17 protein-coding genes, 1 tRNA gene and 1 riboswitch are annotated in these 18910 nt (G+C 56.2%); of the genes, 5 read left to right on the forward strand and 13 right to left on the reverse strand.

Annotation, left to right across the window (positions count from 1 at the left end):
* Positions 1-2: 2 nt before the first annotated feature.
* The gene (locus CPH65_RS10570) at positions 3-1484 is read right to left on the reverse strand and encodes a TrkH family potassium uptake protein (RefSeq protein WP_244574593.1); all 1482 of its coding nucleotides are present in this window, start codon (positions 1482-1484) and stop codon (positions 3-5) included.
* Positions 1485-1529: 45 nt separating this feature from the next.
* Entirely contained in the window at positions 1530-1934 is a 405-nt protein-coding gene (gene apaG / locus CPH65_RS10575) for a Co2+/Mg2+ efflux protein ApaG (RefSeq protein ID WP_096173435.1), read from the reverse strand.
* 230 nt (positions 1935-2164) lie between these two features.
* On the opposite strand from apaG, the gene CPH65_RS10580 reads away from it, so the two are divergent.
* Positions 2165-2809, forward strand: a complete 645-nt coding sequence (locus CPH65_RS10580; protein WP_096173436.1) for a CDP-alcohol phosphatidyltransferase family protein — start codon at positions 2165-2167, stop codon at positions 2807-2809.
* Here CPH65_RS10580 and CPH65_RS10585 read toward each other — a convergent pair.
* From CPH65_RS10585 to CPH65_RS10595, 3 genes are all read right to left on the reverse strand, one after another.
* Positions 2806-3234 (reverse strand): VOC family protein, encoded by a 429-nt coding sequence (locus CPH65_RS10585; RefSeq protein WP_096173437.1) that lies wholly within the window; start codon positions 3232-3234, stop codon positions 2806-2808. The two genes, CPH65_RS10580 and CPH65_RS10585, sit on opposite strands and share 4 nt — an antisense overlap.
* Positions 3235-3391: 157 nt before the next feature.
* Positions 3392-4588, reverse strand: coding sequence for an O-succinylhomoserine sulfhydrylase (locus CPH65_RS10590; protein WP_096173438.1), 1197 nt, complete (start codon positions 4586-4588; stop codon positions 3392-3394).
* Positions 4589-4668: 80 nt separating this feature from the next.
* A riboswitch (SAM riboswitch) is annotated at positions 4669-4748 on the reverse strand.
* Between the two features lie 49 nt (positions 4749-4797).
* Positions 4798-5454 carry a hypothetical protein gene (locus tag CPH65_RS10595; RefSeq protein ID WP_096173439.1) on the reverse strand — a complete coding sequence of 219 codons (657 nt, stop codon included), beginning with the start codon at positions 5452-5454 and terminating at the stop codon, positions 4798-4800.
* Between the two features lie 340 nt (positions 5455-5794).
* On the opposite strand from CPH65_RS10595, the gene CPH65_RS10600 reads away from it, so the two are divergent.
* The 3 genes from CPH65_RS10600 to CPH65_RS10610 all read left to right on the forward strand — a co-directional run bounded on the left by CPH65_RS10600 (position 5795) and on the right by CPH65_RS10610 (position 8718).
* Positions 5795-6892, forward strand: coding sequence for a 2'-deoxycytidine 5'-triphosphate deaminase (locus CPH65_RS10600; protein ID WP_096173440.1), 1098 nt, complete (start codon positions 5795-5797; stop codon positions 6890-6892).
* Between the two features lie 18 nt (positions 6893-6910).
* The gene (locus CPH65_RS10605; RefSeq protein ID WP_197704008.1) at positions 6911-7486 is read left to right on the forward strand and encodes a YigZ family protein; all 576 of its coding nucleotides are present in this window, start codon (positions 6911-6913) and stop codon (positions 7484-7486) included.
* A gap of 254 nt (positions 7487-7740) precedes the next feature.
* On the forward strand, positions 7741-8718 hold the full coding sequence (locus CPH65_RS10610; RefSeq protein WP_172891501.1) for a GNAT family N-acetyltransferase: 978 nt from the start codon (positions 7741-7743) through the stop codon (positions 8716-8718).
* Positions 8719-8735: 17 nt separating this feature from the next.
* Here the strand turns inward: CPH65_RS10610 and CPH65_RS10615 are convergent, their stop codons facing one another.
* Both CPH65_RS10615 and CPH65_RS10620 read right to left on the reverse strand, forming a co-directional pair.
* The gene (locus CPH65_RS10615) at positions 8736-9407 is read right to left on the reverse strand and encodes a glutathione S-transferase (protein ID WP_096173443.1); all 672 of its coding nucleotides are present in this window, start codon (positions 9405-9407) and stop codon (positions 8736-8738) included.
* Positions 9407-10213 (reverse strand): ion transporter, encoded by an 807-nt coding sequence (locus CPH65_RS10620; RefSeq protein WP_096173444.1) that lies wholly within the window; start codon positions 10211-10213, stop codon positions 9407-9409. The genes CPH65_RS10615 and CPH65_RS10620 overlap by 1 nt, the downstream gene beginning before the upstream one ends.
* Positions 10214-10475: 262 nt before the next feature.
* Here CPH65_RS10620 and CPH65_RS10625 point away from each other — a divergent pair.
* A tRNA-Gly gene (locus CPH65_RS10625) sits at positions 10476-10549 on the forward strand.
* A 63-nt stretch (positions 10550-10612) separates the two neighbouring features.
* Here the strand turns inward: CPH65_RS10625 and CPH65_RS10630 are convergent.
* The 6 genes from CPH65_RS10630 to CPH65_RS10655 form a co-directional block, all read right to left on the reverse strand.
* Positions 10613-11674 carry a DUF1176 domain-containing protein gene (locus tag CPH65_RS10630; RefSeq protein ID WP_157747616.1) on the reverse strand — a complete coding sequence of 354 codons (1062 nt, stop codon included), beginning with the start codon at positions 11672-11674 and terminating at the stop codon, positions 10613-10615.
* A gap of 52 nt (positions 11675-11726) precedes the next feature.
* Positions 11727-12071, reverse strand: coding sequence for an arsenate reductase (locus tag CPH65_RS10635; RefSeq protein WP_096173446.1), 345 nt, complete (start codon positions 12069-12071; stop codon positions 11727-11729).
* Between the two features lie 345 nt (positions 12072-12416).
* Positions 12417-13067 carry a peptide-methionine (S)-S-oxide reductase MsrA gene (gene msrA, locus CPH65_RS10640; protein WP_096173447.1) on the reverse strand — a complete coding sequence of 217 codons (651 nt, stop codon included), beginning with the start codon at positions 13065-13067 and terminating at the stop codon, positions 12417-12419.
* A 112-nt stretch (positions 13068-13179) separates the two neighbouring features.
* Positions 13180-14340 (reverse strand): GGDEF domain-containing protein, encoded by a 1161-nt coding sequence (locus CPH65_RS10645; RefSeq protein ID WP_096173448.1) that lies wholly within the window; start codon positions 14338-14340, stop codon positions 13180-13182.
* A 115-nt stretch (positions 14341-14455) separates the two neighbouring features.
* Positions 14456-16381 (reverse strand): DNA helicase RecQ, encoded by a 1926-nt coding sequence (gene recQ, locus CPH65_RS10650; RefSeq protein WP_096173449.1) that lies wholly within the window; start codon positions 16379-16381, stop codon positions 14456-14458.
* 241 nt (positions 16382-16622) lie between these two features.
* Positions 16623-18638 (reverse strand): glycosyltransferase family 2 protein, encoded by a 2016-nt coding sequence (locus CPH65_RS10655; protein ID WP_096173450.1) that lies wholly within the window; start codon positions 18636-18638, stop codon positions 16623-16625.
* Between the last annotated feature and the right edge of the window lie 272 nt (positions 18639-18910).

An 18910-nucleotide genomic window follows, 5' to 3' on the forward strand; every position in this document is an offset into this window, starting at 1 on the left:
GATTACTCCATCCAGAAGCGCGGCAAGAACAGGACCAGCATGGTCAGGAGTTCGAGCCGTCCCAGCAACATGCCAAAAGAAAGCAACCATTTTGCAACATCGCTGAGAGGCTGAAAATTGCCCGCCGGTCCAATGATATGACCGACACCCGGTCCCACATTGGCAATCGCTGTTCCGGCGCCGGACAGCGCGGTGACCAGATCAAGGCCGGTCATCTGCAACAGGATGCCGAGCACCAGGAAACTGACCACGTAAAGGAAGAAAAAGCTCATCACGGCTGCTGAGACATCATCACCTAAAGGCATGCCCGCATATTTCTTCACGAACACCCCGTTGGGAAAGACGATCCGGTTGATATGCTGCTTGAGTACCTGGAACGTCACCTGCAGCCGGAAAACCTTGAGGCCGCAGGCGGTCGAGCCCTGACAGCCGCCGATGAACATGATGAAGAAGAAGAAGGCGAGGGAAAACGGGCCCCATGCCTGATAGTCGGTGGAGGAATAGCCTGTCCCACTCACCACCGAGACCACATTGAAGGCTGCATGGCGCACCGCATCAAGGCCCTCGAAAGTACCACTCTCGATGGCATAAAAGGACGCAATGATGGTGAAGAAGGCGAGGATTGCCAGAAAAGCCCGGATTTCGGAATCCCGTGTCAGCCGGAGGATCTGGCCGCGCAGCGCCTGGATATAGAGAATGAAGGGCAGGGAGCCGATGATCATGAAGACAATGGCGATGATCTCGATGCGAGCGCTGTCATAGTGACCGATCGAATTGTCATGCGAAGACAGCCCTCCGGTCGCAACGGTCGTCATGCCGTGAATGATCGCGTCCAGTGCGGTCATGCCAGCCAGATGATAGAGCAGGGCACAGACGGCGGTGAAGACTATATAGAGCCCGGTGAGGCCAGCCGATATCTGTGTCGCGCGAGGCAGGATCTTTTCTGCCGTGCTGAAGGCCTCTGCCTGAAACAGCTGCATGCCGCCAACTTGCAGCATCGGCAACACCGCAATCGCCATGACGATCACACCAAGACCGCCCAGCCACTGCATGATGCCGCGCCACAACAGAACGCCTGCCTGCATCTGATCAAGCCCGGACAGGACCGTCGAGCCTGTTGTCGTGATGCCGGACATGCTTTCAAAGAAGGCATCGGTATAGGTGGGGGCAGCGCCGGACCACAACAGGGGCAGGGCACCAAACGCGGCAAGCGAGGTCCAGGACAACACGGTCATCACGAAGGCCTGACGCCGTGTGAACTCGACGCGCCCCTTGCGGGTTGCCATCCAAAGGCCGCCACCCACGAAGACCGTGACACCACCGGATGCTGCGAACACACGCCATTGCTTGTCACCAAGAGCGAGATCGAGCAGTGCGGGGATGAACATCGCTATACCCAGAACGGAAAGCAACGTCCCTATCACCATCAGCACAGGTCGAATGTCGAGCAACATGAACGTCTTGGCCTTCTGTCTGTTGCCCAAAGGCAAGCACCCGGTTCGGCGCACATTCAGGACGAGTAAGAATTGTCAGTTCAGAGTAACAATCTGGTCAGGCAGGTCTAGAGAGAAAGATGGGATCACCACCTCAAACAGGCTGCCATCATCAGCTTCCATCTCGAAATGCCCTGACATGATGCCAGAATCGCTGCTGAGCGGACATCCTGAACTATAGGAGTACCAGTCGCCCGCTTCAATCAGCGGTTCTTCGCCCACGACACCCCGCCCGCGCACCTCGTGCACGCGCCCCATGCCATCGACGATTCGCCAATAGCGGGCCCTGAGCTGGATATCGCTCTGGCCCAGATTGTGAATCTCGATATGGTAGGCCCAGAAGTGCTCGCCCTCTTCCTCACAGGAGCGGTCAGGTTCATATTCCGTTTCGACGATGACCTGCACCGAACCGGTGATTGCTTTGTATTTCAATCCGTCCATCTTCCGATGCTTTCATCCTTGCTGTGTCATCAGAGCTTAACAGCTGAAGGGATCACAGATTAGGGGGGTAACTTCAAGTCCCTGTTGCGAAAAAGTGAGCAAAAGTGGTTGGCATTTCCGGCGAACAGGATTTACCTCTGATGGCAGCTTTCGCTGATTGTATCGCCCCGATGGGGATGCGGGAAGCGATACGATGAACTGACGCCATGAACCGATGACAGGAAGACAGTTTGCTTGATGCCCGTTTGCGACGTTTCGTCGATCCACCCGTCAACGCCCTTGGCCAAAGCCTTGCCCGTCTTGGCGTAACGGCCAACCAGATCACCCTTGCAGGTCTTCTGCTTGGTGTGGCGGCGGCGACCGCCATTGCCCTTGAGGCCTACTGGACCGGTCTCGCCATTCTCCTCGTCAGCCGGTTGATGGACGGCCTCGATGGCGCGGTTGCACGGGTAAAGGGCAAGACGGATCTTGGCGGCTATCTCGACATTGTCTTCGACTTTATCTTCTATGGTCTCATCCCGCTTGGCTTTGCGGTTGCCCGACCAGAGAATGCGCTTCCGGCAGCCGTGCTGCTTACGGCATTTTACGCCAATGGAGCAAGCTTTCTGGCCTACGCCATCATGGCCGAGAAGCACAAGTTGAGCACGGTAAGCCACGGCTCCAAATCACTTTATTTTACCGGTGGTCTCGCCGAAGCTGGCGAGACCTATGCGGTTTTTGCGGCCTTCTGCCTCTTCCCAGATGCTTTTGCATGGATCGCTTATGGCTTTGCTGCCGTCACCGCCATCACGACCGGGTCGCGGATTCTTCTGGCGGTGCAGGTGTTCGGGCAAAAGAACACAGCAAAGGGCGGCGAGCGCGATGGGGCGGATTAAGGCAGCACCAGATGCCCGTCATCGTCGATGGGGAAAGCGCCCCATGCGATTTCCCATAGATAGCCATCCGGGTCGGCGAAATAACCCGAATAGCCACCCCAGAAGGTGTCTGCGGCAGGCTTTCGGATCACGGCCCCTGCAGCTTCGGCAAGCTTCAGTGCCGCGTCCACTTCTTGTTTTTCGCGCACGTTATGGGCAAGGGTGATGCCGCACGGTCCAGCCACCGGCTTGAAATCCGTGTCGGGGAGTTCATCGGCCAAACCTTCGATGGGATAAAGGGAAAAGACGGTGCCCTTGGTCTTGAAAAAGGCAACCCCGTCGCCCGGTTTGTGACTGGTCGGCCAGCCAAGGCCATCGCGATAAAAAGCTACCGAGCGGTCAAGATCGGTGACCCCCAGAGTGACGAGAGAAAGCCGTGGTTCCATCGGGCTGTCCTTTCAAGAAGCTGATTCGGACCAAAAGCGTAACAGGACCACAAAGTGCGATGGCAAGGAGAAAATCAGCCGAACCAAAAAACCGGTCTGATCAGGATCAGACCGGCGCAATCAAAAAGAGCCGAGTAATCTAGCCCGTAATGAGAGGCTAGAGGCTGCTCAAAGCCTGCTCGAAATCCTCCCACAGGTCCTCGATGTCCTCAAGCCCGAGCGACAGGCGCAAGGTGCCTTGGCCGATACCGGCTGCGGCCAGCTGATCGTCATCAAGGCGCTGATGGGTGGTGGTGGCCGGATGGGTGATCAGGCTCTTGGTATCGCCCAGATTGTTGGAGATCTTGACCACCTTCAGGGCATTCTCAAGGGCAAAGGCTTTTGCTTTGCCCCCCGCGACATTGAGCGCCACCATGGTGGAGCCGCCCGTCATCTGCCGCGCCACGACGTCGGCCTGCGGATGATCAGCCCGTCCGGGATAGAACACCCGCTCGATGGCTTTGTGTTCGGCAAGGCGGTCGGCAAGGATCCGCGCGTTTTCCGTCTGGGCCTTGACCCGCAAGGGGAAAGTCTCAAGGCTCTTGAGCATGACCCAAGCGTTGAAGGGGGAGAGGGACGGGCCGGTGTGACGGTGAACGTCCTTGAAGTCGGCTTCCAGAAACTCTTCGCTCGACAGCACCACACCGCCAAGACAGCGTCCCTGACCATCAATATGCTTGGTGGCCGAATAGACAACCACATCGGCCCCCAATGCCAGCGGGCTCTGCCACAGGGCCGTGGCGAAGACATTATCCACGACGAGCTTGGCACCGGCCTCGTGCGCAATCTCGGCAACCCCGGCGATATCGATCACCGAGAGCACCGGGTTGGTCGGGCTTTCAAGGAAGCAGGCGGTGGTGTTGGGGCGCATCGCGGCCTTCCACGCGCTGAGATCAGTGCCATCCACGAGGGTGCATTCGACGCCAAAGCGCGGCAGCAGTTCCGAGACAATGAAAAGGCAGGAGCCGAAAAGGGCACTTGCTGCCACCACATGATCGCCCGCCTTGACGCAAGCCAGCATCGCAGAGGAAACAGCCGCCATACCGGATGCCGTTCCGCGCGCGGCTTCCGCGCCTTCCAGAAGCGCCATGCGCTCTTCGAACATGGAGATCGTCGGGTTGGCATAACGGGAATAGATATAGCCTGGCTCTTCGCCATTGAAGCGGGCTTCCTGACTTTCGGCGCTGTCATAGACATAGCCCTGTGTCATGAACATCGCCTCGGAGGTTTCTCCCCATTGGGAGCGCATGGTTCCGCCATGAACCATCTTGGTGGCGGGACGAAGGGAGGCCTCGGGCTTTTTTGTGTCTGACATCAGTCTATCCAGTTTTCTAGCTATACCGGGCCTTGAATATAACAAAACCCAGCGATGCAATCTGCACGGCCGGGCTCGAAGTCATTCATCCCCCGACCTTTTAGCGACATTGTTTAACGTGGCGGCAAGCCGGCCGGCTCAAATGACCACGATGGACCTGTTTTTACTCCGATCAGCAAAGAGTGTCAATGCGAAGCCGATCCGGCACATCAGCTGGACGAACAATACTCAAAGTAAGCCTGCAATTTATTCGCTGTTTCACGGTCCCGATCCTTCAGGAGCAGGGTGTGCTTGGCGTCAGGCACATGCATACGGCGGGCATTGCTGCCGCATTCGTTGGTCACCGCATAACTGCCCAATTTGTCGATCGCCATGTTTTTGAGAATGCGTTTCTCGGCTGCGTTGACATGCTCCGCCCACAAGGATTCATAGATGCCCTTGCCGTTCCCGAGGAACTTCCACATCTTTTGGTTGGCCGACTTCATCCGGCTTTGCAAATTGTCGGAGAATTCGAACGTTAGCCAGCTGCCATATTCCGATTTTGGGTTTGCGGTCTCGAAATAATCGATATTGGCGATCTCGCGCAGATCAATGCGCGTTTCGGAATAGGTGTGCTCATTTTCGCTCTGACAGCCGTATCGGGTCTGTTTGCGGAATGTGATTTGGCAATTCTTAACCTGGACCGAGTTCTGCGCAAGGCGTGAGCGCGTGAGGTCTGTCTTCAACCGGGTCGCAAGTTTCTGCTCGAGTGCAGAGACGCGCGGCTGAGGTAGCGAGTAGGCAGGGCTCGCTTCATAGAAATACACTGAAGCAATGGCAATGGACACGAAACTGCAAAAGCCAAGGCCTAAAAAGAATGTCTTCATGAATACAACCGCTTGTTATGGAACAAGTATTTTTGTCATAACTGTCGAAATTATACAAACGAAGACTGTTTTCTAGCTTAAGCGCAAGTTAAGCCAAACAAGATGCATCCTAGAGCCAGATGCCGTTTTGCGCGCACTTGCAACGGTTTGTGCCATTGGTAATTTTACTTGGACATGAGAATGAAAATTGCCGCCGAAGCGGCTTTGCTCGAAAAATGCAGTTGGTTCGACGGGCAAAAGGCAAGGCAAACGGCTTCTTGCAGGGCCTTGACGCGGCCGCAATTGCACTGATCCGGCGAACTTGGTAAACAAGCGCAAGTCAACTCATGCAGGCGGTCTCATGTCTCTTCTTTCTTTCTCCGGATCCGGTATTCTCAATGACGCGGATATCGCCGCGCTGGTGAACGCGGGGGCCATCGCTTTCGACACGCCCCTTGATGGAGACCAGATCCAGCCTGCCAGCCTCGATCTGCGTCTCGGGCGCACGGCCTATCGGGTCCGCGCATCCTTTCTGCCCGGTCCGGATCGCACGGTGAAGGACAAGCTTGATCATCTTCAGCTACACCAGATCGACCTTAGTGAGGGAGCTGTGCTGGAAACCGGTTGCGTTTATATCGTGCCGCTGATGGAGAGCCTGACGCTGCCCGAAGGCATCGCCGCAGCAGCCAATCCCAAGAGCTCAACCGGACGGCTCGACATTTTCACCCGCGTCATCGCCGACCGATCTCAGCAGTTCGACAAGATCCCCAAGGGTTATTCCGGACCGCTCTATATGGAAGTCAGTCCCCGGACCTTTCCCATTCTCGCCCGTTCCGGTAGCCGCCTGACCCAGATCCGCTTCCGTCAGGGACGCGTGGTCCTTGACGATGCCGAGCATCTGGCCCTGCATCAGGCCGAGACCCTTGTGGCCTCGAGCGATCCCTTCATCGCCGATGGCATTGCCCTGTCGATTGATCTTGCCGGAGACGGTGTCGTGGGCTATCGCGCCAAGCGCCATGCTGCCGTGATCGACGTGGATCGCCGCGACGCGCAGGATCTTCTCGATTTCTGGGAGCCGATCATGGGCCGCGGACGGGGGGAGCTGGTGCTGGATCCAGACGAATTCTACATTCTCGTATCAAACGAAGCAGTGCATGTCCCGCCTCTCTATGCTGCGGAAATGGTGCCATTCGACCCGCTTGTCGGAGAGTTCCGCGTGCATTACGCGGGCTTCTTTGATCCCGGCTTTGGTCATTCTCAAGCAGGTGGTTCAGGAAGCCGTGCCGTCCTTGAGGTGCGCAGCCATGAAGTGCCCTTCATCGTGGAGCATGGTCAGATTATTGGGCGTCTGGCCTATGAGCGCATGCGCGCGCGGCCTGAGACCCTTTACGGGGCCGGGATGGGCTCGAACTATCAGGCACAAGGGCTGAAACTGTCGAAACATTTCCGGTCGGCCTGATCCCGGCGAAGGCCATTGATGATGAAGACCATTGAAAAAGAAGTCTATGCCGAACTGGAAGAGAAAAAGTCCCGGTTTCTGGCTTTTCTCGTTCCCATCAAGACATTTGATGCCCGCCTTGAAGCGTTGCGCGTCGAGCATAGAAAGGCGTCTCATCACGTCACGGCCTTTCGCTGCATCCATGACGACGACCGCATCGAGGAAGGTGCCAAGGACGACGGCGAACCGGCAGGGACTTCGGGCATGCCGATGCTCAAGGTGCTCATCGGGCGCGACCTCATCAACTGCGGTGTGATTGTGGTGCGCTATTTCGGTGGCACCAAGCTGGGGGCGGGTGGTTTGGCTCGGGCCTATTCGGGCGCTGCGTCCATGGCCATCGACCGGGCAGATCTGGTCACCTGGGAGCGCATTGAGACCCGCACCGCTACGGGGCGCTTTGAACAGACTTCGGACATAGAAAGACAGATTACCCTGTTGTCCCTTGAGGTGCTTGAGCGCAACTACCATGAAGAAGGGGTCGATATAACCTTAAAAGGCCCCCAATCTGCTCTGGAAGACTTTGACGCCTTCATGGAAGAACTCAATCTTTATTAACCATGCCAGTCGCCAATCATGGAAAACGGGCCATATTGCGCATTGTTGTGTAGTTTGCATGGCGCGGATTCACACTTGCTTATTCTCTCTGTGTGAAGTTGGTGTCTAAAGATTGAAAACACCATCAGGTTGTGAAGAGCAAGATGCTTGAGTTTAGCGTAGCTGCAAGTTTTGATTATCGATCGGACGAATACCGCGAGTTGTTTCAGGCTGCGGAGGTAACAGCCTTCCAGCATCCAGCGTGGCATTCTGCCATGCAGCGACACATTCGCAAACTGTCCAGCGTCGAAGAGCGTACGCTTATCATGCGGTGCAGCCAATCCGGACGTCTGCTCGGTCTTGTTCCCTTGACCGCGCGCCGCAAGATGCGTGCGACCATCCTTGAATATGCCAATCTGGGCCTCGTCGACTATGCCCTTCCGACCCTGCATCCCGACATTTGGAACTGGGTTCCCGATCCCGTAACGCTTGGTGTGAAATTGAGCGAGACCCTCGGGGCCTACGACATGCTGCGTATCAAGCACATGCCAGCCGACAACCCAGAGATCATGCGCCTGTTCCCCAATGCCTACATGGAGCGGGCCAGTTTTTCCGCTCATGCGGTTGAGTTGGGACCGGATTATGATGAGTGGCGACAGACCGCCATTTCCAAAGCCGAGCGCAAGTCCCGCGACAAGAAACGGCGCGCGATGCTACGCAACGGGGAATGGCAGATGCGTGTGCTGACCGATCCGATTGAGATCCGCACGGCATTCGAATATCTGCGTGTCTATCACAAGGACCGCTATGCGGACCGTCCCGGCTTCGACATGCTGCAGGATCCGGCATCCTTCGACTTTTATGTCGATCTTGCTATCAATGAAGCCGAGAGCGGGTTTGCCCGCACCTACCAGTTCACCTACGATGATCGCGTCGCCGCCGTCCAGTTCGGCATCGCTGATCGGGGACGCTATGTCTATCTGATGATGGGGCTCGACTATCAGCGCATGAGCAAATATTCCCCAGGTCTGCTGATGACCGAGGATATTGCCCGTGACTGTATCGACCGCGGCATGACCTTGTTTGACCTTGCTGTGGGGGACGAACCCTACAAGGCGAAATTCGGCACCAAGTCAACACCGATCTATACGCTCTGGCATGCCCATTCCATGCTGGGCAGTGTCGGCATGGGCGTTGCTGATATGGTCCGGGGATCGCAATTCTCAGGTCGCATCCGCCGTTGGGTCAGCTGACCTGAAACCGCTTTCCCTCAATCTGCATCAGGAAACAGGGTGACCGGATCACCGGGTTTCCAAACCGGCCATTTGCGAAAGATCTGCGCAAACAAGTCCGACCCCTCATGTCCTTCAAGCCATTGCTTCAGCCGCTCGGGCGCAGCCTCGTCGAACCATGCCCTGTCGGTGTTGGCAAACTGGCGCACGAAGGGAAAGAGCGCGATGTCAGCAAGGGATATGCGCGCACCGAAAAGCTGCGGTGACGCGTCCAGTCGATCAAAAAGCGGCGTTAGAGCCTTCATCGCCAGATCACGTTCGGTGGCTTCGTCCGCATCCTCAAAGCGGGTGGCATATTTATAGCGATCCAGATGGCCCTTGAAATCTCCATCCATCGCGCCGATCAAGCCCAGCATGTCATCAAGCGTGCCGCTTTGCGGCGAAAGCCAGTCGCGCGGATCATTCTGTTCAAGCGCCCAAAGCATGATGTCGAGGCTCTCATCAACGACCCGTCCATCGGGCAACTGAAGCACCGGAACCGTGCCCTTGGGCGAGATTTCGAGCATGTGCGCTGGCTTGTCCCTTAGAACAATTTCGCGCAATTCTACCTTGATGCCCGACGCCCACAGCCCCATCCGGCCACGCATGGCATAGGGGCAGCGGCGGAAGGAATAAAGAAGGGGTAACGGGTTTGAGGTCTCGTCAGACATCAGGCTTGCGTCCTGTCGGCTTTGAGCAGGTCTTTCATTTCGGCAATCTCAAGCCGCATCGCCCGGACTTCTGCCGTCATGCTTTCGGTTTCCACGTGAATGGCAGCCCGGTCCGCTTCAGCGGTTGCTTCATGTTCGGACTGCATGGCCGAGACAATGATACCGATGAACAGGTTGAGCACGGTAAAGGAGGTCATCAGGATAAAGGGGACAAAGAACAGCCAGGCCGTCGGATGGGTTTCCATCACCGGGCGAACAATCCCCATTGACCAGCTTTCCAGCGTCATGATCTGGAACAATGTGTAGGCCGAAGCCCCGATTGAGCCGAACCACTCCGGAAAACCGGCACCATAGAGCTTGGTTGCCATCACCGCGAACACATAATAGAGCAACCCCAGCAACAACGCGATGGAGCCAAGCCCCGGCAGGGCTTCAAGGAGGGCGGTCACAACCCGCTTGAGTGACGGCACGAAGCTGATCAGACGCAGCACCCTTAGCACGCGCAAGGCGCGCAGAACCGAGAAGGCGCCCTGCGTCGGCATCAGGGAAATGGCCACCACGACAAAGTCGAAGATCGACCACGGATCCTTGAAGAAACTCAGTCGATGCACGATCAGGCGCAGAGTGATCTCGACCACAAATATGATCAGAATGGCAGCATCGACGAACCGGAACAGCCCGCCAAAGGCCGTATAGGCTTCGGGCCAGGTTTCCAGCCCCAAGGTTATGGCATTGAGGATGATCACGGCGGTAATGGCCATCTCGAAGCGGCTAGAGGAGAGCAAGGCGTTCAGTCGATCAAGCATTCAGGGGCAATCCTATTATCAATCCGGTCCTGTCCTGTCTGGAGATTTTTGGAACCATCCGGCATGTGAAAGCCATACAAAGATAAGCAGAACTCCTGAAGCTGCAATGGCCATGATCCACAATTTGCTTCGCACAAGGCAGAAAATCAGATAAAAAGACGCCCGCTGATCGCGATCCCCGACGCGCTGTCAAAAAAGTGTCAAAAAGCCATAGGATCGCGCTTGTGGTTGGTCACTTTTGTGCTAGATATGGCGCAGGTCAGCGGGTGTAGCTCAATGGTAGAGCAGAAGCTTCCCAAGCTTACGACGAGGGTTCGATTCCCTTCACCCGCTCCAACTGCTTTTCCAGAAATCGCTATTTCGCCTGCTTCGGTCGCGTCTGCCTCAGCCTCGCTTGCCTCAGTCGGGCCAGGTTACCGGCCAATTGTCGGGCCCGCCAGCATAAACGCCATCGCATTCGCCTTTTTCGCGAAACTCGACCGCCTCGAAGAACACGCGCTTGCCTTCTTCATGCAATTGCCAGACAGATTGCGAACCGCAATCCCCCAGACCGCGCCCCTTGAACAGGCCCTTTAGCATGAAATCCTTGCCGGAAAAGCTGATGTTCCAGGCATCGGCTTCATTGGCATTGCTGCTCTCATTGCCGTCCATATAAAACGGGGTGCGCGTGATGGCGCGGCTCTCGTCTAGCGGAACGGTGAAGAAGGCATAGGGCTGATTGTAGGCACCACCCATACCGCAGGGAAGGCCATAGAGATCGGCATTGTGCAGGGTCAGGCGAAACCCGACGCCCGACTCGAGCACAGCGGTGCTGCCGTAGAAATGGCAAAGCGCATCTTCCGGGGCGAACCATGTTTGCCAGATCTGACGCGGTATCTGGGATTGTCCATGGAGTGCCACGATGGGAATGCGAGGGTTCGGGGGCTGGTCTCCCTTGACCTGCAGAGCGTAGGACGTGTTCAGGAGATCCTGATACTCATCCATATAGATCATGCCCGCCACGCTCCCCGACAGGGAGAAACGGCTGGTCATAGCTTGCGTTCCATTGTCGATCTTGACAGTTGCAACCGAGCCGCTTTTCATCGCCTTGACCAGCCATGCGACCACATCAGGATTGCTCTCGTGATAGGCTGCTCCATCTTCCCTGATGCCCTTGTTCGTTGCGATCAGCGTGAGGGTGTCTGTTCCATCGATGGTGATCAAAAACCGCGTGCCTGGCGTGATTGGAACCTGACTTGCCATGCGCACCGAAAGCGCATTCCCGAGCCTGTTCGCCCGATAAACCGACAGGCTGGTCACTCCTTGATAGGTCTCGGGCACGAGGGACAAGGTGCAGTTCATCGCCGTGTCGCACCAGACGGTGATATCGCGAATTTCCTTGTAACTGCGCGCAAGCGACGGCTGGCTGGTGAAAAGGATCGAAGCGGCTGCCAAAACGGCAAAGAGAGTCCGGGTGATCATGACCATTCCTTTGGCGGATGAGAGACTTTAGCAAGAAAAGAAGATGGCAGGACTAATTGCCCAGCAGGTGCTTTTGCTGTTCTTTGCCAAATCCGATGGTGATGCCCGTTTGATCTTCGAACACCGGCCGTTTGATCAGGGTCGGGTTGGCCAGCATGAGCGCCTTGGCCTTGTCTGCATCCACATCCGTCTTGTCTGCGTCGCAGAGGCCACGCCACGTGGTGGATCGGCGATTGAGGACGGCCTCCCAGCCGTGCGCCTCGATCCAGCGGTCGATTTCCTCTTCGCTCACCCCGTCGGCGCGAAGATCAATGAAGGTGACCGGTTTTCCTGCCGCCTCGAAGGCCTTCAGCGCCTTTCGGCAAGTATCGCAGGTCTTGATGCCATAGAGTTTCATGCACGCCTCTTGGATGGGATTCGGATCGTTGTGTTTTACGCTAGCCGATCTTTTGTCCCATCAACAGAGGCTAATTGCAGGGTATCGCGGCCACAAGATACGCCCGCCCGACCTAGACGGGCGGAAAGCGTATCGTAAGGAGTTGACGCCCGCCCGACCTAGACGGTCGGAAAGCGCATCGCGAAGAAAGACTGTGGCCGACAGATTGGCCTATTTCTCGATGCCCCTATGGGCCTGATCACCCCAGAGGCGCTCGATAGTCTTGTCGCGGCCACAGGATACGCCCGCCCGACTTAGGCGGTCGGAAAGCGTATCGTAGCCAGAGACTGTGGCCGACAGATTGGCCTATTTCTCGATGCCCCTATGGGCCTGATCACCCCAAAGCCGCTCGATGGTCTTGTCGCGGCCACAGGCGAAGCGATAATAGCGATAGCGGACCGGGTTCTTGTTGTAATAGTCCTGATGGTAGGTCTCGGCAGCAAAGAAGGGACCGGCCGGTGCGATCTCGGTTGCGATCGGTTTGCCCAGCGTCCCGGCCTTGTCGAGCGCCTCCTTCGAAGCCTTGGCGATTTTCGCCTGCTTATCATTCAGCGTATAGATGGCGGTGGTGTAGCTGTGACCGCGGTCGCAGAACTGCCCACCCGCGTCTGTTGGATCAACCGACCGCCAGAAAACATCCAGCAATTCATCATAGCTCACCTTGCTGCTGTCATAGGTGATCTTGACCACTTCGAGGTGTTTGGCCGCTGTGTGGTTTTCATAGGTGACATTCCTGGTGGTGGTGCCACCCGAATAGCCGGAGATGGTTTCAACGACCCCGTTCACATGATCGAAGTCGCTTTCAACGCACCAGAAACAGCCGCCTGCGAAAATGGCAGTCTTCAGATCATCTGCGGCAAGGCTGGGGCCAGCCAGAGTGGCGGACAGAGAAGCCGAAAGAGCGAGTGAGGCAGCAAAGAGAACAGATTTCAAGCGAGATGCTGTGTGTCGAGGCATAAGAGGTCTCCCTAATCGTGGTTTTGCCTCTTTGTGCCGTGTGATTGTGGCATTGTCGCGCAGAAAATGGCCCTCTCACGCAGGCTTGAAGGGATGTGATGAGATTTCAAGCTCAGGCCGCCTCCAGACGCCATTCCGTATGCACACAATTTCGACCCTTTTTCTTGGCGGCATAGAGACCTTCGTCTGCCTGATTGATCAGAGACCGAATGCCTCTCACTCTGCCGTCGTGCGAAACATGAGCGATCCCGATACTGATTGTGACGTGAACCGGTTGGGATCCAATCATGATGGCCTGGTTGGCAACAGCGACCCTGATGCGTTCTGCAATGTCTTTGGCCTTGCTTTGGTCAACGTTGCGGATGAGGGCGATGAACTCCTCGCCACCGTAGCGCGCCAGAATGTCCTCTTTGCGCAAGGCGTTCTGTATATGCAGCGCCGTCTCGCGCAGGATTTCATCCCCTGCCTGATGCCCATGCGTGTCGTTGATCTTCTTGAAATGATCGAGGTCCATCAGCATCACCGCATCGGTTGGAGCCAGATCCTGCGGATAATGCTCAAAGAAATAGCGACGGTTGAAGGAACCCGTCAGTTCGTCTGTTTCCGCCTGCAGCTTTAAAGCGCACATCGCACGCTCGGCCAGCAAAATCACCGCAAACATGAAGATCGAAAAGTTGACGATAATAATGTAGAAGAAAGCCGTAACCGGGTGGAACAGCATTATGTCAGGCTTCAGGAAGCCAATCCCGGCAATCAGCGACAGCAAACCTCCTAGCCCGCAAAGCCCCCCCAGAATATATTTTACTCTTTTTGCCGTCGCGTCGTTGTTTCTAATGAAGTCGATGCCGCAAGCAAATAAGGTTGTTGTTGCAACAAAGTTGAAAATGGCCGACCGAACCGGCTGGCTCAGGTAGAACTCGGTGTGCAGCGCGGCTGCAATCAATCCCAGTGCGGGCAGGAGCACCAAAAAATCATGTCGATTGTATGCCTGCCGGTTCAGTGCGCGAAATCCGATAAAGGTCATTGCGTAACCGAGCATGCCGATTGCAAAGCTGCCGAACGTCCAGATGGAAAAGGGCACTTTTCCCAAAAGGCCATCACCTGCAAGTGTAGAGCCGATAACCATCAAAACAACTGCAGCGAAAAGCGTGAGCAATCCGGCGTGAGGCCGTGGGATCGTCATGTGCAGGTAGAGGAAAGCAAAAGCCCCGACAAGATAGGTGGACTTCTGAAGCAACAGCACCGTAGCCAGATCTAGATCGGAATTTATCAAGAGCCAAATTTCCTCAACATATGCGAGACTTAGGGGCTCTTAGGTTAGACACCAATTGTTAAAAAAACGGTTTGAAACAAAAAAGAATCCGCAAAATTGACAATATCAACAATGGTTATCCTAGCCACTGCTTAATGACGTCGATAAAATGGTCGGCAAATTTCTTCTGCTTTGAGCTGCCGACACCGTGAATATGAAGGAAATCGGGGCGGGTGGTCGGCTTCTGGATGGCCATGTCAACGAGTGTCCGGTCGTTGAAAATCACATAGGCGGGCACCTTATGCTCCCTGGCGAGATCGGCGCGGGCCGCGCGCAGAGCCTCGAACAGGTCCTTGTCTGCTGCGTCCAGCTCGGGAAGGTCGCTCTTTGAGCGCTTCGGTCGGGACAGCTCGGTCGGCCCCATCACATCCGTGCGATAGGCAAAGCGCAGCGATCCTGTCTTGAGTTCGATGGCCTTGTCGGTGAGTTTTAGAGCACCATGGCCTTGAATGTCGATCTTGAGGAAGTTGGCCGCCACCATCTGTCTCAGGATAGCACGCCAGTCCTCTTTTGGGGTTTCCTTGCCGGTGCCATGACACTTGAGCTTGTCGTGGCCATACTTCTTGATTTTCTCGTGGGTCAGGCCGCGCAGAATATCGATGAGCTGAACCGCGCCAAAGCTTTCGCCAGTCGCCTCCGCCACCTCAATGAGCCGCAGGGCCTCGACATTGCCATCCTTGAGCTTGGGAGGATCAAGGCAGATATCACAATTGCCGCAGGGCTTGATCGTCTCGCCAAAATAGGTCAGCAGGGATTGCCGGCGGCAGCTTGGCGCTTCGCAAAAGGCAATCAGGGCATCCAGCCGCTTGTGCTCGCGGGCGAGGTGATCTTCCTCGCCGCCTTCATTGTCTATGAAGGAGCGTCGCATGCGGATATCATCAAGCCCGTAAAGCATCATCGCTTCGGATGGCTCGCCATCCCGCCCCGCACGGCCGATCTCCTGCGCATAGGATTCCATGTTGGAGGGCAGATTGGTGTGAAAAACGTAGCGCACGTCCGGCTTGTCGATCCCCATGCCAAAGGCAATGGTGGCCACCATGACAGTTCCGCTTTCGCGCATGAAAAGAGCCTGATGGGCGGCGCGGATCTCTGAATCCATGCCCGCATGATAGGCAAAGGCCCTGATGTCGTGATCCCTGAGAAAGTCAGCCACTTCCTCGGTCTTGCGCCGCGACAGGCAATAGATGATGCCGGACTGGTCGCGCCGCGCTTCGACAAACTCGATAAGTTGCTTTTTCCAGTCTTTGCGAAGCGTAACGGACAGGCGGATGTTAGGCCGGTCAAAACCGGAGACCACCACTTCGCCTTTGCGCTGACCATCGGCTGCACGCGGGAAGAGTTTATCCGCAATATCCTCACGTGTTGCGTGATCTGCGGTCGCCGTCAGCGCTGCAATGGGCGCATCGGGGAAAAAGTCAGTCAGGCGCGTGAGGCCTTCATAATCGGGTCGGAAGCTTGGGCCCCATCGCGAAATGCAATGCGCTTCGTCGATTGCGATCAGCTTCACCGGAAGTTTGGCGAGGGCCGTCAGCATGCGTTCCGTCATCAATCGCTCGGGCGCGATATAAAGCAGGGAGACCTCTCCGGCTGCGACCTTGCGCCAGACAGCGACATTGCCTTCACGAGAGCGCGAACTGTTGATGGTCTCGGCGGCAATGCCCGCCAGCTTGAGCGCCATGACCTGATCTTCCATCAGCGCAACGAGGGGCGAGACAACCAGCGTCAGCCCGCCGAAGATCATCGCAGGGATCTGGAAACAGATGCTTTTGCCCATGCCAGTCGGCATCACGGCAAGCGTGCTGTTGCCTTCCAGCAGCGATTTGATGACTTCGGCCTGACGACCGCGAAACTGATCATAGCCATAAACCGTCTTGAGCACGTCAAGCGCCTGAACTTCCGGCGCCGCATCGGCATCGAACACCACCTTGCTGTGCGGCGCGAACAGGTCCTCGTCGGAGGACGTGATTTCGGCTGCAAGCGGAGAGTGGGATGGTGGGTTCATCGACTGATTTCTAAAGGCAAGGGAACAGGTGTCCCGAACCTATCTGATTTGCGAGGCAAAGGTAAACCGCCAAAAGGCCGTCGTGAAGCCCCTGTGAAGAGTGATCGCCGAGGCTTCAATTGGCCTGCCGTTGATCCCGTTGTTTGTCTTTCCTAAGCACGATAAAAATTCATGAGGTCGCAGCATGAAAAAAGCCGGTTCGCACCTTCATCCGATAACACAGCCGCAGATTTTGGCCCACTCAGTTCGAGCGTACCGGCGGGCGCGTGCCGATGCCGTGTTCTGTTTTCTCCCAGTGATGGGGGGCCACGAGCAACTGGAACAGTGCCCGCCACGCAGCCGGTGTCATGGCAAGCCAGTAAAGCGGCATGGCAAACACACTCATCCAGCCCGCGCCGTAACGCTTGCTGACAGCTGAGCGGGCCAACAGCATCATGCTGCCATAGCCGAAGATGAGATTGAAGCTGTTAAGCGACAACAGGAACCAGTAGAAAATCGAATCGGAGCCCGATGTCATGACAGCCGATGCCAGTGCCGCGCCGAATGTGATGAAATAGAGCGGGTGAATGAGTGCCGAAACAAGCATTCCGCCTATCAGGATCTGGAAAGCCAAGAAATTGAGCGCGCCCATCTGCATCCACAACATATGTGGTTCACGCATGTGCACCAGCCAGGTCTGCATCCAGCCCTTGAACCAGCGGGTCCGCTGTTTCAGCCATGAGCGGTACCGAACGGGCGCTTCTTCCCAAGTATCGGTCTGGAGCATTTCGATGCGGTAGCCGAACCGAGTGAGGCGCATGCCAAGATCCGCATCCTCGGTGACGTTATAGGGATCCCAGGCCCCGATCTCCCTGAGCACCGAAGTTCGAAAATGATTGGACGTGCCCCCCAACGGCACAGGCAGTTGTTCATTGGCAAGAAACGGCAGCAACCCGTCGAACAACGCGGCATATTCCATGGCGAACTGGCGGGTCAGAAAGCTGCTTGTGCGATTGTCGATTGCGAGCCGTCCCTGAAGACATCCGAGCGAGGGTCCGCCGGCCTGCATGCGCAAGGCTGCCTCTCGCAGTTGCATCGGATGGGGGCGATCTTCGGCGTCAAAAACCGCCACCAGCTCGGAGCTGACGAAGGCAAGCGCATAGTTGAGAGCTTTTGGCTTGGTGCGTGGGCCGTTGACGGGGATGGTCATGATTGAAAAAAGCGGCGGCAGATTCTCGGCAACCAAGGCATCATGGGTGTCCTGATCATCCGCCTCGATCAGCAACATGATGGTCAAACGATCTTCCGGATAGTTGATGCGCCTCAACGAGGCAATCAGATCCGGCACCACGGCGGCTTCCCGGTAAAGGGGCACAAGCAGACTGTAGCTTGGCCAATAGATTTGCTTTTTCGACGATTGGACAAGGGTTGCGAGCGTGTTGTGCATCGACGCCGCAATAGTGCGATGGTTCAGCCATGCAACGAGACGCAAGGACGAGATGCTGAGAAACACCACAAGGCTGATCATATTGAACAGAATGGCCAGCTCGCTGGCCCACAGGCTACCACCGAGGACGACCAGAATGCCGATGATGAAAAAGAGCATCTGTTTACCGCCCGGTCGACTGTGCGAGGAATAGGCGGGCATGTCCTGCCGCAAGCGATAGACATCGGTTCTCAACGCGACCTTACTGCTCCGCTCTCGCTGACTGCGCAGGAAAAGACTGGGGCGCGTCAGGCGGATACGGTGTTTGAGATCGGGGTTGGCAGTGAGCTTGGCGGCCAGAAGATCAAGGGCTTTGCCTTGCGGGGCACAGACAAGGTGCCCACCGGACAGGCGAAAAGGGGAGGTGGAGGCCTCACGCTGCTGCATGAACCGACAGTTGATCAGATCAAGCGCATCAAGTGGACAATCGGGAGAGACATCCTCCAGCGTGGCCATCTCTTGCTCATCGAGATAGGGTATGCCCAGTTTTTGAGAGGCCGCAAGATAATAGAGCCGTTCACTCAGCCGTCCGGTCCGTATCCAGTGGCTGGCAAGATCATTGCTCATTCGGGACTGAGCATGCGCGCTGGACAGACGCTCAATGCGCGCCGCATCAAGGGTGCCACGGCAAAGCAATTCCAGATGAAAGGGGAGGCTCTCTTGCTTGGCTGGGGAAGCAAGGGGCTGACCGGATTGCAGCGCCAGATCTTCATGCGGTGTGAGGAGAGGGGCTGGTGTCCCAGGGGGCCCATCATCTGGCCGCTTTTTCTGCTCGGTCAGTAAAAATGGCATGACATGCCCCGTTCAATGCCGTTATATCAAATCAACAGTCTGGCAACCTGAATTAAAAATATTGGTGGTCAATACCTAAAATTGTGGCACACGGGATTTGCAATTTCAATGCGGCTCGGAAAACTTTCGACAATTAAAGATTGCATTTGCGCATTTGGGAGCTTCCTGAAACGCGCAAACAGGACAAAATGCTCTTGTAAGGGCGCTTTTGAAGGGGTTTATGAGGGTGTTCGTCATATCGCCCTGCTGTTTTGTATCGTCATGATGCTTCC

The organism is Cohaesibacter sp. ES.047, from assembly GCF_900215505.1.
Classification (GTDB): domain Bacteria; phylum Pseudomonadota; class Alphaproteobacteria; order Rhizobiales; family Cohaesibacteraceae; genus Cohaesibacter.

Coding starts and splice junctions, on each gene's coding strand:
- apaG (WP_096173435.1), bottom strand. CDS start 1,934: ATGGACGGATTGAAATACAAAGCAATCACCGGTTCGGTGCAGGTCATC.
- CPH65_RS10585 (WP_096173437.1), bottom strand. CDS start 3,234: ATGGAACCACGGCTTTCTCTCGTCACTCTGGGGGTCACCGATCTTGAC.
- CPH65_RS10590 (WP_096173438.1), bottom strand. CDS start 4,588: ATGTCAGACACAAAAAAGCCCGAGGCCTCCCTTCGTCCCGCCACCAAG.
- CPH65_RS10595 (WP_096173439.1), bottom strand. CDS start 5,454: ATGAAGACATTCTTTTTAGGCCTTGGCTTTTGCAGTTTCGTGTCCATT.
- CPH65_RS10600 (WP_096173440.1), top strand. CDS start 5,795: ATGTCTCTTCTTTCTTTCTCCGGATCCGGTATTCTCAATGACGCGGAT.
- CPH65_RS10605 (WP_197704008.1), top strand. CDS start 6,911: ATGATGAAGACCATTGAAAAAGAAGTCTATGCCGAACTGGAAGAGAAA.
- CPH65_RS10610 (WP_172891501.1), top strand. CDS start 7,741: ATGCAGCGACACATTCGCAAACTGTCCAGCGTCGAAGAGCGTACGCTT.
- CPH65_RS10615 (WP_096173443.1), bottom strand. CDS start 9,407: ATGTCTGACGAGACCTCAAACCCGTTACCCCTTCTTTATTCCTTCCGC.
- CPH65_RS10620 (WP_096173444.1), bottom strand. CDS start 10,213: ATGCTTGATCGACTGAACGCCTTGCTCTCCTCTAGCCGCTTCGAGATG.
- CPH65_RS10630 (WP_157747616.1), bottom strand. CDS start 11,674: ATGATCACCCGGACTCTCTTTGCCGTTTTGGCAGCCGCTTCGATCCTT.
- CPH65_RS10635 (WP_096173446.1), bottom strand. CDS start 12,071: ATGAAACTCTATGGCATCAAGACCTGCGATACTTGCCGAAAGGCGCTG.
- msrA (WP_096173447.1), bottom strand. CDS start 13,067: ATGCCTCGACACACAGCATCTCGCTTGAAATCTGTTCTCTTTGCTGCC.
- recQ (WP_096173449.1), bottom strand. CDS start 16,381: ATGAACCCACCATCCCACTCTCCGCTTGCAGCCGAAATCACGTCCTCC.
- CPH65_RS10655 (WP_096173450.1), bottom strand. CDS start 18,638: ATGCCATTTTTACTGACCGAGCAGAAAAAGCGGCCAGATGATGGGCCC.